The sequence below is a fragment of the Hymenobacter bucti genome, from assembly GCF_042681145.1.
GTDB classification, from domain to species: domain Bacteria; phylum Bacteroidota; class Bacteroidia; order Cytophagales; family Hymenobacteraceae; genus Hymenobacter; species Hymenobacter bucti.
Genome location: NZ_JBHUFD010000002.1, coordinates 386,756 through 401,309, shown reverse-complemented (window position 1 = coordinate 401,309; position 14,554 = coordinate 386,756). Strand labels below are relative to the sequence as shown.

Genomic DNA, 14,554 nt, shown 5'->3' with positions numbered 1-14,554 from the left:
GCGGCCGCCTAGGGGGCCCGCCGGGGCGCCGAGCGCCGGCCCCTAGGCGGGCGGGCCGAACCAGTGACAGCGAAGGAACAAAAAGCCGCGCCGAAACATTTACTTCATACAGCGCGTATCTTTACGCCCCGCTTCTTCGGAGGCGGAACTCGTTCTTTCTAACTTGGGGATGACCGGAATTGACAGCTTGCGCAAGTCGCGGGTAAGCGTGTCGGGAGTTGATGGAAGCTCTCCCGCCAAAAAATCTATCAAACAACAATCGGCGACTATTCGTACGCCATGGCTGCCTAGTTTAGAACTAAGCACTGCCATCGTGCCGCCCGGGTCGGTTTTTACACCTGGGAGTTCGGCGCGTCGTAAGTAGAAACTAGCCTTCGAAGAGCTGTGATTCGGGGGCGAAAATCAACTGCAGCTAAGGGAGTTTCAAGGGCCTGATGTGCGCCTGGAACGCTTCGAAAATTCAAGCATAGATACACACGTAGAAAGCACGTTGGCTTCCTTGTCTGGACCAGGGTTCGAATCCCTGCATCTCCACTGAAAAGCCCCTGGCAGTATTGCCAGGGGCTTTTTTTATGCTTTGTACCCAGTTTCGTACCCAACCGGGCGTTTTTTTATAGCAGACTACGCCGCAGCAACCCGCACGCTTGCCGGCAAAACTGCCGGCGCTGTGGGCCGCGGCGCTGGCTTGCGAATAAGTCTACCCATCAGGCAAATCTGGCAAAATGCTATCTGTAAGGCCGGGGGGGGAGGGTATTTATCCAGCAGCTTGCCAGCGCTTAATCCTTGCCGTGGTGCTAAGTTACCAAAGCTGCACAGTATTGTGGCCTAACGTAATAAATTATAGTACGCAATAAATCAGCGAGGTGCGAGCCCAAACAACATTCCTAAGGAACTTCTGGTGAGCGCGAGGCGTACCGAATTCTTAAAGAATCAATAGGATGTGGTATCTATTTCATGACGTTGCTTATCAAAATAAAACTATCCGCTACGTCAAGCCGCCAGATATAGATAGCGACGGTTTTCATATTGCGACCAACTTCGCGGAGATGCGAGTGCTCAGCCAATATATTGAGTACAGAGAGCCGGCTACCATCGTTATTGCCCTGCTCGGGCGTGGTATCATCGGCTGTTCCAACGAGGATAAAATAAGGGGCCCCATCCTGGAAGCATTTCAAAGGGAATACCAGCGCTTGCCGGATAAAAGCTACAAGTGGCGAGCGGCTGAGCTCGTCATAGACTAATTAAATCCCTGACCAAGCCGAAATTTTCATTTGACAATGGGCGGTGGCGTGGTAGCTGCTGAAGTACTGCAAGGGTACGTAAACCCACGGCGTTGGGTGGTTCGGAATTACCCAGGCTTTTTTCGAAAGACCAGGCGTGCGGCTACTGTACCTCCCCGTGCAGGTTGCCGCTTCTTTGCCCACGGCAATGAGCCGCGCCTGCTGCCGAGTGAGTGAAACAGCGCGCAGCGAAGGCCCTGCAGCTACGGGCGGCAACTCGCCGAAGCAAGGTGCAGGGCTTCGCCTTAAATTCAGTAGCGCTTGCATTCGCCGTCAGGCGGGGCCTCTGGTACTATGCGCTACTGCTACTGGTTGAAGCTTTGTGGGTAGCCGGCAGCGGCCGCTGAAACCAAGATTTACTAGCTGCTGAAGGCACTCGCACCTTCTGCTTATGGCCAGACGCGCACAGCATCCTAGAGAATGGCCCGATTGCCTGCGGGTAGCCACTGGCCTTTTGCTAATAATTTGAAAGCTAATAATATATATCGATAGAGAATTTAGCTAGGCAGTAAATTTAGCTAGGTAAGGCATGACGATATGGCTTTTACTGTGTTTTTTTGAGTTCTATCCAGGGGTGTTCATCTGTCTGATTGCTAAAGATTTAATGAACAAAAATGTATAAGTTGATTTCTGGTCACATTTTTCTTCAGCAAAAATTCATGTACCAAATGAAAGGGCTTCCGTAAACAGAAGCCCGTCGGGTTGGCCAAGGCTGCCCGGCAGGATATTCTTCCTGTTTCTCATTTATCCTGAATTTACCTATGAAATCCACCGGATTTATCTTCGCCGCCCTCCTCGGGTTAGGTCTGAGTACTACTGCGTTTGCCCAAACTGTACCCGTAACACCCGGCGCTGCTGGTGCTGCTACGCCTCCCATTGCCCCCGGCACGATGGCCCCCGGCCAAACCGGCACTACCATTGGTACCGTACCCACGGGTGCCGCCAACGGCACGCTGAATGGCACTACCAACGGCACCCTGACTACGCCCGTTGGCAGCACCGCGCCCGGCACTGTATACGCGCCGGGCACTAGCACCGTCCCCAACGCTACCCTAGACGCCACCCGACCAATGAACAGCCCCGCTACGCCGGGCGCCATGCGCCGCACTACCACGGGCGGCCGCACCAACACCACCAAAACGGTGCGCCCCTAGGTACTTGCCACCTGCTACTTATTATGGATAGCGGTGTTAAAGAGCCCGGTTGCCTTTTGGCGGTCGGGCTTTTTAGTGCTAGCCACATTAGGTTCACTGTTTGTTAAGTTATTTATTTTTCGGGAAAATGTTGTCTTATTGCCGTACTTATTTGGCGCAATACCGTATACCGATGCAGGAGCTAAGCTACTACTTATAATTAGCTGCTTTACCCACCCACTTTTAGATTAGTATTGCCATGAAGACCACCAAATTTTTCCTGACCGCTGCCTGTGCCATTTGCTTTAGCACTGTAGCTTTCGCTCAAACCACGCCGACCACCACTACCGGCACCGGCACGATGCAGAGCGGCACCACTGGCACCATGCAGAACGGTACTACGACCACCGGCACCGGCACGATGCAAAACGGCACCACCGGCACCATGCAGAATGGCACCATGGGCCAAGGCTCGATGAACGGCACCGGCACCATGGATGGCACCGGCAAAATGAGCAAAATGGACCGCAAGTCTAAAATGAACAGCCGCAAGGAAATGAAGAAGACCAAAACTACGACGACCGGTACCGGCACCATGTAGTTTTTGCTAAGCCAACGCTTCGCTTGAAAGCCGGCCACCCAATCAGGTGGCCGGCTTTTTTTGTGTTAAAAACCTGGTTATCAATAACAATGCTTCACCAGTTGCGTATACTGGTAGCCTGCATGGTAGCGGCCGGTTTACAAGCTAGGTCGCCTACCCAAAAGTATATTATTTAAGTTGACTAAGCCCAAGCTGCTACTTATGAAAACGTTGTTACTCCTGTTAGCCCTAGGTGCCGTTCCTATCCTCGCGCGGGCCCAAACGGTGCCCTTCGACCCCTCGGCTCCCATGCGGGGTGGTGCCCAAAACCAGACTACGGTGCCGCCCGTGAACCCGGCCCTCAACCAAAGTACCATTCAGGGGCCTACCCAGGTGCAACGCACGCTCACTAGCAACGATGCGCAGCCGAGTCGCCTGCCCATCGACTCTGCGCCGCTGGCGGGTACGCCCGAGCTTTCGCCCAATAGTGCGCCCGACGTGCGCGAACAGCCGCTAATGCCACAGCAGCGCCGGCGCCAGTCGAGCGATGTGGTACCAACCCGCAGTCGCGTATCTAATTCCAGTAACGCACTGCAAAACTACCGGCGCCCGGCGCAGGCGCCCCTCACGCCGGCTGGCCCTTACTAGCTTAAGCAGTAGCGCAATAAACAAAAACACCCCGCTCGCCATACCTGGCAAGCGGGGTGTTTTTGGTGGTGGCCTTAGCACGCGCCGCGGCAGCACCTAAGTGGCTTATTTGGCCGAGGCGTGGTCGAGCAGCTCGTGGCCGTGGCGGCGTAGGGTGTCGGCCAGCTTCAGCAGGTCGTCTTTGAGGTCGGCGGGGGCGTGGTGGCTTGCCTGGCTGGTCTGGTCGCCGAGCATGGTCAGCGAGTTACCGATGGCCGTGGCACTGAAGCTGCCGCTGCTGAGTAGCGATTGCAGGTTGCCCATTTCGCGGGCGATGTCTTGCAGCTCGGGCAGGCCGCTCTGCAAAAACTGCTGCTGCCAGGTTTCGGTATTGTCCATTGCCGAGCCCAGGGGCAGGCTGGTGAGGCCGTTTTGCAGGCCCGAGACGGTAGCTTTGAGGAGGTCGTTCATGGGGAGAAACGGCGTAAAGAGCGCCGTGGGTAGTGGTTAATTGGGTAAATCTTGAGAAGGCGTAGCGGCTTTGCGCGGGCGGCGCGGCTTGGGCGAGGCCGTAGCAGCCGTAACGGTAGCTTCGTCTGCCGCTGCCGACGCCGTGGCAGCTTTAACGGGTTTTTTGCGCGGCTTGGTAGCGGGCGTAGGGTTGCCCTCCGCATCGGTGAGTACCGGGCGCGGAGCAAATACGGGGGGCTCATAGCTAGCCGGGGCGGGCGCCGCCACGCCTAGCTCGCGCAGGATGCCGAGCGCCCGCACGGCGCTGGCTTCTTTGTCCTTGATTTCGAGCATCATGTCTACATCCAGGCCATCTAGGTCGGTCACGAAGCCGCGAAATAGCTCAGGCACCAGCATATCGGTATGCTTGCCCTTGCGCTCGCCCACCGACTGCGAGCTGTAGTCCATCATCAGTACGCCGTCGCGGGTGGGGTGCCAGGTGGCGGCGGCCAGGCGCAGGGCCTCGCGCATGGGCTCGCCGTGGTTGAGGCACTCGTGGTGGAAGTTGTCGAATAGAATCGGAACGCCCGTTTCGTCATGCAAGCTCAGACACTCGCGCAGGCTGTAAAGGCGGTCGTCGTTTTCGACCACCAGCCGCACTTTCACCGCCTCAGGCACCATGGTGTGGAAGGTCTCGACCCAGCGCGCCAGCGCCGAACCCTTATCGCCATAAGCACCGCCGGCGTGGATTTGCAGCTTGGCCGTGGAGTCAAGCCCCATCAAGTCCAGCATCGAGCCTTGGTAAACGAGCTCCTCCACGCTGCGGCGCACAATGTTCGCGTCGGGCGAATTGAGTACCACGAACTGGTCGGGGTGAAACGATATCCGCATATCGTGCGCCTTGATGAAGTCACCTAGGGCCCGAAACTCTGCCGCAAAGTGCGTTTGCCACGGAAACGTATTGATTTCGTGCGAGCCAAACGGCACGATGCCCGAGCCCATGCGAAAGAAAAGCAGCCCGTGGGCCACGTTCCACTCCAGTATTTGCTGCAAGCAAGCCAAGTTGGCCGCTACCGCTTCTTCCACTCGCTCAGGCGTGTACGAAGCCAGCCGAAAGGTGCGCGCCGCGCTGCATTCGAGCGTCTCATTGACGCAGGGATAACCAATTTTCATGTTCTTCCGGCTTACGCGAGAAGCGGGCACTGCGTTTTCAATGAGCAATTATCAATGGGTAATGAGCAAGCCCATTGCTCGGTGCAATAAGCCAGCTTAATTATATCGCCGCCGTTTGCGCCCAACAACGAGCCTGCTCATTACTCATTGATAATTGCTCATTAAAACTCACTCGTATCCCCGATTATCCCGGAAGGCCTTATTGTATTGGCTGCGGGCCTGGCGGACTTTTTCGGCGGCTTCGGCGGCTTTCACGGCTTCCATCTTACGGCGCTGCTTGCCCTCCTGGGAGAATTGGTCGTAGAGCCAGTCCACGTTCGACTCGGCGATGTTGGGCTTCTCGGCCCTAGGGGCGGTCGAGTCCACGGCGAAGAGCGGCTTGGGCTTGGCAGGGCGCTTGGGCACCTTCACTACGGGCGGCGCGGGCCGCTTGATATTGCGCAGTGCCCGGTTGATGCTGGCGCGGTCGGGGCGGTCGGCGGTCACCTTCACCTCGGTCAGCTTCACCGAATCGCGCACCAGCGCCACCTGCACCCCTAGCTGCGAGAGCGTGGTGCCGTTGAGGGCAAAGCGCTTGGGTTTGAACCCTAGGGCCCGAAACAGGAGCGTATCGGTGGGCAGCGCCGTTATCAGAAAGTCGCCCTCCACGTTGGCGGCCACGCCCCGGCGCGTGCGCTGCACCTGCACCGTAGCCCCTGGAATGGGCTCGCGGGTGCCAGCCGCCGACACCGTGCCGCTCACGCGCACCGTGGGGTTGGGGGCGCCGGCCTGCGCCCGCGTCTGCCGGCTGCCCAGCAGGCCGCCGGCAAGCAGCAGCAGCAGACCTAGGCGGGGTAGAAACAGAAAACTGATAAAACGGGAGCGCACGGATTACTTAACGCAATAAGACTGCAAAGCTGCTACCGAAATAACCAAAAAAAGCCCGCGTCGTTGCAGACGCAGGCTTTTTATAGACTAGCAAGGCTAAAACAGCGCTTACATTTTGGTTTTCTCGCCATTGGCGTCTTTCACCTTCACGGTGCCGTCGCCTTTGATTTTGATTTTGGTGCCGTCCTCAAGCTTGGTTTTCGAGTCCTTCAAGGCCGCGCCATCGGTTGGCTCGCCTTTGACTTTTACCGTGCCGTCATCCTTGAGCTTGATTTTAGAGCCGTCTTCCATCTTGGTTTTCGACTCCTTTACGGCTGCGCCCGAGGTCATGTCGGTCGAAGCCGACGCCGACGTAGCGTCCGAGTTGTCAGCCGGTGCGGTGTTGGCCGACGAAGCATCGTCCATGTAGCTCGACTCGTCGTAGGTCGAGCGCGACGACTGGTACGACTGGTACTGGGTCGGGTCGGTAATTACGCCCTGAAATTCGGTGTCGGTATCGGCATTATACTGGCGCATAGCGGCGGCCATACCCGTAGTGTCGGTGGCATATTTGCTCGTCATTTCGCTGTAGCGCTTCGAGCGGTTGTAGTAAGCCGTGCGAATCTTACCCTGCATGGCGGGGTCGGTGATTTTCATGTCCGTGATGAACTTCTCCGAAACCCGGTTCGAGCGCGTGCGGTACGCAGCTGTGTCGGGCGTAGCCGTGGCCCCGGCCGACGTAGTGGTAGTAGTCTCGGTCGTTTTCTCCTGCGAGCAGGAAGCGAGCGACAGGGCGGCAGCGCCCGCGAGCAGCAACAAGGAATTTTTCATGACAAGCGAAGAAATAGGGTGTGGGCCGCTTTAACGGAAAAGTAGCGCCGAGGTTTCTTTTCCCCGCCCCTAGGCGCGGCGCAGCTCCAGTACCGTGATTTCGGGCAGAAAGCCGGCCCGCATTGGCACGCCCAGGTAGCCCAGGCCCACGTTCACGTACAGCTTCTGGCGGCCCTGCTCATAGAGGCCCGCCCACTGCGGGTAGGAGTACTGCACGGGGCTCCATTTAAAGAAGGGCAGGTTGATGCCAAACTGCATGCCGTGGGTGTGGCCGCTGAGCGTGAGGTCGATGTCTTTGTAATCGAGCACCTGCGCCTCCCAGTGCGAGGGGTCGTGCGAGAGCAGCAGCTTGAAGGGCGCGTTGCCGCTGGCCGCGTGCGTCTGGGCCAGCTTGCCGTGCTTGGGAAATTGCGGGTGGGCGCTCCAGTTTTGCACGCCCAGCACGGCTAGCTCGTCGGTGCCGCGCCGGATGGTGTGGCTCTCATCGAGCAGCAGCTTCCAGCCGATTTTGGCGTGGTTCTGGGCCAGGCGCTCTAGGTTGGCGCGCTTGGCCGCCGGACTCTCCCACTGCACGTAGTCGCCGTAGTCGTGGTTGCCGAGGATGGAGAAAATGGGCAGCTCCGACGTGATGCCCGCCAGCGCCGCAATGTGCGGCTCGACCTCGGTAGCCACGTTATTGACCAGGTCGCCGGTCATCACAATGAGGTCGGCCTTCTGGGCGTTTATCATGGCCACGGCCCGCTGCATGGGCTCGGGGTTGCCGTTGAAGGAGCCAGTGTGCAGGTCGGAGATTTGCAAAATCTTAAAGCCCTCGAACGAAGCCGGCAGGTTGGGGTAGCGCAGCACCACGCGGCGCACGGTGTAGTCGGTTTTGCCGCGCACCATGCCCCAGAGCATAGCCAGCAGCGGTACCAAACCAAGCCCCAGGGCCACCCGGCTGATAAACTCGCTGCGCGTGAGCGGCGCCCCCGCGGTGGGTGCCGGGCTGCTAAAGCCCCGCGCCGCCCACCGCCCGAGGCGCGTGAGGTCTTCGAGCAGCAGTGGCAGCATCACCACGAACTTGGCCGCCAGCAGCGCTAGCGGCAGCACAAACAGGTAGCTTTTTAGCTCGCTCTCGCCCTTGTGGCGCGTGAACACGGCCCAGATGCCCACCGCCCACACGCCCAGCGTGAGCAGCCAGTAGCCGAGGGCAAAGCCCCGCCGCCCATCGGGCGCAGTGGGCGCAAAAGCGGTGCGCACGGCCACGTAGCCATACGCCTCGGCCACCAATATGGCCAGTAAAAGACTCCAAAGCAGAACGGGATTGCGCATAGTGGTAAGCCAAACGGGCGGCCGGGCACTAGAGTTGGCCCGCCGCAAGCTAGGGCGGCTGACGCGCACCCCGAACTTTTGCTTTACCTTTTGGGCTGGCTTGCGCTACTATACTATGGAAACGCCTGATTATCTGCCCGAAGAAGATGCCTCGCCTTCCGGGCCTTACGCCACGCCCACCAGCTTTGGCATCAAGAGCTGGGCCGAGGAAGACCGCCCCCGCGAAAAGCTGATGCAGAAGGGCCGCGCCGCCCTCTCCGACGCCGAGCTCATCGCCATCCTGCTGGGGTCGGGCACCACCAAGCTCACCGCCGTTGATGTGGGCATGCTCATGCTGCAAGCCGTCGATAACGACCTTAACGAGCTAGCCCGCCTCACCATGAAACAGCTGTGCCGCCACCCCGGCATCGGCCCCGCCAAGGCCATCACCGTCATCGCCGCGCTGGAGCTGGGCCGCCGCCGCAAGGAAAGCGGCGCGGGCCGCCGCACCACCATCGGCAGCTCGCGCGACATCTATAACGTGATGCGCCCGCAGCTGCAAGACCTGCCCCACGAAGAATTTTGGATAGTGCTCCTCAACCGCGCCAACGTAGTCATGCGCACCGAAAAAGTAAGCAGCGGCGGCGTAGCTGGCACCGTGGCCGACCCCAAAATGATATTTAAAACGGCCCTGGAGCACCTGGCCAGCAGCATCATCCTGGTGCACAACCACCCCAGCGGCAACCGCCAGCCCAGCGGTGCCGACATCAGCCTCACCAAAAAGCTGAAAGAAGCCGGCGGCTTCCTCGACTTGCTAGTGCTCGACCACCTCATTTATACCGACCTAGGGTATTATAGCTTTGCCGACGAAGGGCTGCTGTAGCGTGGAGGTAATAAATTAGGTTCAGACCCTACGTAAAAGACGTTTGTCATTGCGAGCGGAGCGAAGCAATCGCACCCCAACGAGCCGTACAGGTGTGATTGCTTCGCTGCGCTCACAATGACAAACGTAGAAACTCAAGCCATGCGAAAAATCTGGATTGCCGGCCTCGTCCTAGCCGTGCTCGGACTGATAATTTACAGCGTATCCGGCACCCAACCCGCCCGGGTGCTCGACGAAGCCTACCTAGGCCGCCTGCGCGAAGCCCGCCGCCAAAAAGACCAAAGCCTGCATAACGCCTCCGATTCGCCCATTCCCGGCGCGCAGCGGGCCACGTTTGCGGGGCTGCGCTACTTTGCGCCCACGGCCGATTTTCGGGTTATGGCGCGCCTCGTGCGGCAGCCGGTGCTGCTGCCGCAGCCGCTGGCCATGACGCTGGGCGCGCCCGAAAGCTACCAACGCTGGGGCACCGCCGAGTTTGAGCTAAATGGCCAGCCGCAGAAGCTGACGCTGCTGCAAAAAGCCGGCGACCAGCAGCTGTTCGTGCCCTTCACCGACCCCACCAACGGCCAGCAGACCTACGGCGCCGGCCGCTTTCTTGATGTGCCGCTGCCGCCCGCCGAAGCAAATGAAATCGAGCTCGATTTCAACCAAACCTACAATCCGTACTGCGCCTATAACCACGAGTTTAGCTGTCCCAAGCCGCCCGCCGAAAACCGCCTGACGGTGCCCGTGGCGGCCGGCGAGCAGGCGTATCAGCCCTAATAAAATGGAAACAGGGTGCGAGGTTTGTCCCGCACCCTGTTTCTATTTTTATGGACTATTGCAAATGGAAGCTTCAGTGTAAGGCGCAGGTAGGCCCTGCGCTGGCGCTGGCCAGCACCCCCAATAAAAACAGCCACCACAGCCAATGCGAACTAGTGGATAAGGAGGAGTCAGGCTGATTGTTGGCTAAGGTTTTCATCGGACGAACGGGATAGAGTGAGTAGCAACTGCGGTCAGCAGGGCTCGTCGCCGGCGCCTAGGCAGCCGCACTTGCGCTAGGCATTCACCACCTTCGAATGCACCACGGCCATTTGCCAGTGCCCATCGCGCAGCTCCCAGGCAATCATCATATTGATAGTATTGCTAAACGGCTTGCCTTCAAACGTGCCACTGAAAGTGGACGAGGCGACGGTCACGGCCATGTCGCCGCGGCGGGTGACTTTTAGGGGAGTAACCTGCTTGACAGTGGTGCCCACCCACTTGCCCACGTAGGCCAACTCCTCGGTGCGGTGGCCCACGTTGTTGTCGGGGGTGTAGTGGGTGTAATCGGGGGTCATGAGCTGACCCAGGGCCTTCATATCATTCTTTTGGATGGCCGTGCCCACCTGCTCAACCAGGCCGGCGAAGAGCTGCTCGTCGGCGGTGGGGGCGGGGCGGGTGGGGGCCGCCGGGGTGGGCCGGGTAGTGGCCGCCAGTTGCCGGGTGCCCGGCAGCGTGAGTAGGACCAGGGTGCCGAGCGCAAACAGAAATTTTCTCATGAGACGCTGAAAAATAGGGTAATAAGACGCCGGCAAAAGTATTTATCGCCCCAAGCCGGCGCATAGTACAGATGCGACATTCTGGCCCCATCTAGGTGCGCCGCTCACAGCGCGACGGTGAGGTCTTCCATGGTGCGGAAGCGGACTAAGTGCTCGATTTGCTCTTCGCGCAGCCCACTGGGCGCAAAGCCCGCGAAGAATTTGAAGTCCCGGATGAAGTGCATCTGGTCGTAGTAGCCGCAGCGGTGCGCGATATCCAGCCAAGAGGTGTGCGGCGCGCTTTCCTTATACTTGTAGGCGTGCGAAAAGCGAATCATGCGGCTATACATTTTGGGCGACAAGCCCAGCCGCTCGTACGACTTGCGCTCGAACTGCCGCAAACTCAGGCAGGCCTGGGCCGCCACACGCTCGATGGGTAAGCTGCCGCTGGCCTGCACCTGGTGCAGCATGGCCCGGTCGAAAGGCAGCAGGGCTTTTAGCTTGGGCAGCTTGCCCAGCAGGTAGCGCTGGGTGATGTCGTTGCGCTGCTGGTGGGTGCGCGCCTCCTGCAAGCCGTCCACTAGCTCGTCGATTTCCTGCCCCATCACCAGGCGGGCATCGTAGTCGCAGTCCACCAGCTCGGCCATCGGAATGCCCAGCAGCCGGTACATGCCGGCGGGCTTCAGGCACACGACCACCGCCTGATGCTCCTGGCCCAGGTCGAGCGTGACGGGCAGCCGCTGCGGCCCGATGATGATGGAGCGCGCCCGCTCGATAAATTTCTCTCCCGGCCCTTTGCTCAGCTTCACCTGGTCGCGCAGGAAAAAGCATAAAAACCGGTTGGGCGAGGGCACGAACGGGTAGATAGGCGAGAGCCCGGTGCCAGCCCCAAAGTCAATATCGAACACAAAAACGCTGTTCACGAACTCCAGCAGCGCCGGGTGCGGTGCAAAATGAATAGTCGGCATAAGGCGGGTAGGGGGTAGGATTTGCGGCGCGGCCTCGCTTCTACTTTCTTGCAAACCAGCTGCTTGAATGTTTTCTGCATCGAATATAGGCATGATATATGATATTTTAAATTTTGATTTGTAGCTGAGCTTGGGGAAGCTGAACGGCTGGCCGGGTGAATAGGGTAGTGGGCCGTAAGAAGCTAGTTTAAAGGCTAGTCGGCTGTACCGTGGACCCTGCGGGTCCGTGCGTGGGTAGCAGTCAGACGACACAACGCGCGGACCCGTAGGGTCTACGGTACACCTCCCCGGCCAGCCCGTACCTTTGCCCCACGCGCCCGGCCCACCCAAATGCCGCGGCTGACTCGACATGACTATCTCTTTCGACTGGCTTAAAACCTTATTCCCCACCACGCTTTCGGCCGCCGAAATCGGCGCGCTGCTCACCGGCTCGGGCCTCGAAGTCGAGAGCCTCACCGAAGTGGAAAGCATCCCCGGCGGCCTGCGCGGCGTGGTGTTGGGCACGGTGCTCACCTGCGAGCGCCACCCCGATGCCGACAAGCTGAGCCTCACCACCGTAGCCGTGGGTGACGACACCCCGCGCCAAATAGTGTGCGGCGCGCCCAACGTGGCCGCCGGCCAGCGCGTGGTCGTGGCCCTGGAAGGCGCCACGCTGCACCCCAGCAGCGGCGAGCCGTTCAAAATCAAGAAATCTAAAATCCGCGGCGCGGCCTCCGAGGGCATGATTTGCGCCGAGGACGAGATTGGCCTGGGTCAGTCGCACGCCGGTATTATGGTGCTCGACACCGACCTGCCCGATGGCACGCCGGCCGCCGAGTATTTCGGTCTAGGGTCGGATACGGAGATTGAAATCGGCCTTACGCCCAACCGCGCCGATGCCGCCTCGCACTACGGCGTGGCCCGCGAGCTGCGCGCCCTGCTGGGCCAGCCGGCGCACTTACCCGATGTGAGCGCGTTCGCCGCGCCCGCGGGCGGCGAGACTATCACCGTAACCATCGAGGACGACCAGGCGTGCCCGCGCTACGCCGGCTTGCTACTTGATAACGTGCAGGTTGGCCCGTCGCCCGAGTGGCTCCAGCGCCGCCTGCGCAGCATCGGCCTTTCGCCCATCAACAACGTGGTGGACGTGACCAACTTCGTGCTGCACGAGCTGGGTCAGCCGCTGCACGCCTTTGATGCCGACCAAATTGCGGGCGGCAAAATCCGGGTTAAGCGCGCCGCAGCCGGCGAGAAATTCGTGACCCTGGACGGCGTAGAGCGCAGCCTGCAAGCCGACGACTTGGTGATTGCCGATGCCAATGGCGCGGCGATGGCCTTGGCCGGCGTGTTCGGCGGCAAAACCTCAGGCGTGAGCAACGCTACCACCCGCGTGATGCTGGAAAGCGCCTACTTCGCGCCGGCCGTGGTGCGCCGCACCAGTCAGCTGCACGGCCTCAAAACCGATGCGTCGTTCCGCTTCGAGCGCGGCACCGACCCGTATATGGTGCCCACCGCGCTGAAGCGGGCCGCGCTGCTGCTGCAAGAAGTGGCGGGCGCCCGTATCGCCGCGCCGGTGGTTGACGAGTTTCCGCACCTCATCCCCAACAACCAGGTGCGCCTGCGCCTCGACCGCGTGACCCAGCTCATCGGCCAGGAAATAGGGGAGGAGCGCATCCGTGAAATTCTGGAAGGCCTAGGTATCAAAATCGAGGCCGCTGCGGTCAACGAGTGGACCTTGGCCGTGCCGCCCTACAAAGTGGACGTGACCCGCGAGGCCGACGTAATCGAGGAAATCCTGCGCATCTACGGCTTTAATAACGTGGCTTTGAAACCGCACAACTCGGCGTCGTTTCTGTCGGGTTTCCCTAACCCCGACCCCGAGGTGGTGCGCCAGAAAGTGGCGGACCTGCTCAGCGGCCAGGGCTTTTCGGAGATTCTGACCAACTCGCTCACCAACTCGCAGTACTTCGAGAAAGCCGACGCGCCCGACGCGTCGCTGGTGCGGATTCTCAACTACAACAGTCAGGACCTGAACATCATGCGGCCCACGCTGCTGACCTCGGGCCTCGAAGTGGTGCGCCACAACCTCAACCGCCGCCAGCGCGACCTGAAGCTCTACGAGTTCGGTAAAACCTACCACCTCGCCGAGAATGGCAAGTACAAGGAGAACAACGTGCTGGCCATTTACCTAACCGGCAGCGCCACCGCCGAAACTTGGCAGCACGCCTCCCAAAAAGCCGCTTACCACGACGTGGCGGGCGCGGTGCAGCAGGTGCTGGCGGCCCTAGGTCATGCCCAGCCCGGCTCGCAGCCCACCCAGCACCCGTATCTGGCGGGCGGCCTCACGCTGCTGGCCCAAAACCAGCCCGTAGCGAACCTAGGCGCCGTGTCGCCGGCCGTGCTCAAGCGCCTCGACGTGAGCCAGCCCGTGTGGGTTGCCGAGCTGGACTGGGACTGGCTGCTCAAGAAGTACAAGGCTACGCTAGTAGCCCGCGAGCTACCCAAGTTCCCCGAGGTGCGCCGCGACTTGTCGCTGGTGGTAGACCAGGCCGTGACCTTCGACCAGCTGCGCACCATCGCGCAGCGCACCGAGAAGAAGCTGCTGCGCGAGGTCAACGTGTTCGACGTGTACGCCGGCGACCGGCTGGAGGCGGGCAAAAAGTCGTACTCGGTGAGCTTCACCCTGCAAGACCCGACGCAGACGCTCACCGACCAGGCCATCGACCAGGTGATGCAGAAGCTGATTCAGCAGTTCGAGAAGCAGGCCGGTGCGCTGATTCGGAAGTAGCAGCCCCGCCCTAGGTGGGTCATTACACAGAAAAGCGCGGCACTAGTACTACCATACGTCAACTGACGTGCAGTAGTACTAGTGCCGCGCTTTTCTGCGTTTCGGCCATTGGGGTGACCTAGGAGTTTGGGGTGCTTCGTTTAGTAGTAAAAAAAGGCGATTAGATGTAATGTTAAAGACCACTTGGCGAGTAACATTGTAGTCCGGTTATCCCCTTTTAGCCGGTA

At 59.9% G+C, this 14,554-nt stretch carries 14 protein-coding genes and 1 other RNA gene; 8 read left to right on the top strand and 7 right to left on the bottom strand.

Annotated elements, in window-relative coordinates:
- Positions 1–165 precede the first annotated feature (165 nt).
- The 5 genes from ssrA to ACFSDX_RS07630 all read left to right on the top strand — a co-directional run bounded on the left by ssrA (position 166) and on the right by ACFSDX_RS07630 (position 3,641).
- Positions 166–537, top strand: a transfer-messenger RNA (tmRNA) gene (gene ssrA, locus ACFSDX_RS07650).
- Between the two features lie 401 nt (positions 538–938).
- A complete protein-coding gene (locus ACFSDX_RS07645) occupies positions 939–1,241 on the top strand; it encodes a hypothetical protein (protein WP_382312689.1) in 303 nt (100 codons plus the stop codon).
- Positions 1,242–2,041: 800 nt separating this feature from the next.
- Entirely contained in the window at positions 2,042–2,434 is a 393-nt protein-coding gene (locus ACFSDX_RS07640; RefSeq protein WP_382312688.1) for a hypothetical protein, read from the top strand.
- A 238-nt stretch (positions 2,435–2,672) separates the two neighbouring features.
- Positions 2,673–3,014, top strand: a complete 342-nt coding sequence (locus ACFSDX_RS07635; protein ID WP_382312686.1) for a hypothetical protein — start codon at positions 2,673–2,675, stop codon at positions 3,012–3,014.
- Positions 3,015–3,215: 201 nt separating this feature from the next.
- Positions 3,216–3,641, top strand: a complete 426-nt coding sequence (locus ACFSDX_RS07630) for a hypothetical protein (RefSeq protein ID WP_382312684.1) — start codon at positions 3,216–3,218, stop codon at positions 3,639–3,641.
- Between the two features lie 105 nt (positions 3,642–3,746).
- Here ACFSDX_RS07630 and ACFSDX_RS07625 read toward each other — a convergent pair whose 3' ends face one another.
- The 5 genes from ACFSDX_RS07625 to ACFSDX_RS07605 form a co-directional block, all read right to left on the bottom strand.
- The gene (locus ACFSDX_RS07625) at positions 3,747–4,091 is read right to left on the bottom strand and encodes a hypothetical protein (RefSeq protein ID WP_382312683.1); all 345 of its coding nucleotides are present in this window, start codon (positions 4,089–4,091) and stop codon (positions 3,747–3,749) included.
- A gap of 36 nt (positions 4,092–4,127) precedes the next feature.
- Positions 4,128–5,243 carry a UV DNA damage repair endonuclease UvsE gene (uvsE, locus tag ACFSDX_RS07620; protein WP_382312682.1) on the bottom strand — a complete coding sequence of 372 codons (1,116 nt, stop codon included), beginning with the start codon at positions 5,241–5,243 and terminating at the stop codon, positions 4,128–4,130.
- Positions 5,244–5,411: 168 nt separating this feature from the next.
- Positions 5,412–6,110: a carboxypeptidase-like regulatory domain-containing protein gene (locus tag ACFSDX_RS07615; RefSeq protein WP_382312681.1), complete on the bottom strand. Its 699-nt coding sequence runs from the start codon at positions 6,108–6,110 to the stop codon at positions 5,412–5,414.
- A gap of 108 nt (positions 6,111–6,218) precedes the next feature.
- Positions 6,219–6,920, bottom strand: coding sequence for a hypothetical protein (locus ACFSDX_RS07610; protein WP_382312680.1), 702 nt, complete (start codon positions 6,918–6,920; stop codon positions 6,219–6,221).
- 69 nt (positions 6,921–6,989) lie between these two features.
- Positions 6,990–8,231 carry a metallophosphoesterase gene (locus tag ACFSDX_RS07605; protein WP_382312679.1) on the bottom strand — a complete coding sequence of 414 codons (1,242 nt, stop codon included), beginning with the start codon at positions 8,229–8,231 and terminating at the stop codon, positions 6,990–6,992.
- A gap of 115 nt (positions 8,232–8,346) precedes the next feature.
- Between ACFSDX_RS07605 and radC the strand changes: the two genes are divergently transcribed.
- Together radC and ACFSDX_RS07595 are read left to right on the top strand one after the other, a co-directional pair.
- The gene (radC, locus tag ACFSDX_RS07600) at positions 8,347–9,093 is read left to right on the top strand and encodes a RadC family protein (RefSeq protein WP_382312678.1); all 747 of its coding nucleotides are present in this window, start codon (positions 8,347–8,349) and stop codon (positions 9,091–9,093) included.
- A gap of 117 nt (positions 9,094–9,210) precedes the next feature.
- A complete protein-coding gene (locus ACFSDX_RS07595) occupies positions 9,211–9,855 on the top strand; it encodes a DUF1684 domain-containing protein (protein WP_382312677.1) in 645 nt (214 codons plus the stop codon).
- 275 nt (positions 9,856–10,130) lie between these two features.
- On the opposite strand, the gene ACFSDX_RS07590 is transcribed toward ACFSDX_RS07595, so the two are convergent.
- A complete protein-coding gene (locus ACFSDX_RS07590) occupies positions 10,131–10,613 on the bottom strand; it encodes a nuclear transport factor 2 family protein (protein WP_382312676.1) in 483 nt (160 codons plus the stop codon).
- 104 nt (positions 10,614–10,717) lie between these two features.
- A complete protein-coding gene (locus tag ACFSDX_RS07585; RefSeq protein ID WP_382312674.1) occupies positions 10,718–11,560 on the bottom strand; it encodes a helix-turn-helix domain-containing protein in 843 nt (280 codons plus the stop codon).
- A gap of 349 nt (positions 11,561–11,909) precedes the next feature.
- Between ACFSDX_RS07585 and pheT the strand changes: the two genes are divergently transcribed.
- Positions 11,910–14,327, top strand: coding sequence for a phenylalanine--tRNA ligase subunit beta (gene pheT / locus ACFSDX_RS07580; protein ID WP_382312672.1), 2,418 nt, complete (start codon positions 11,910–11,912; stop codon positions 14,325–14,327).
- The last annotated feature ends 227 nt before the right edge of the window (positions 14,328–14,554 follow it).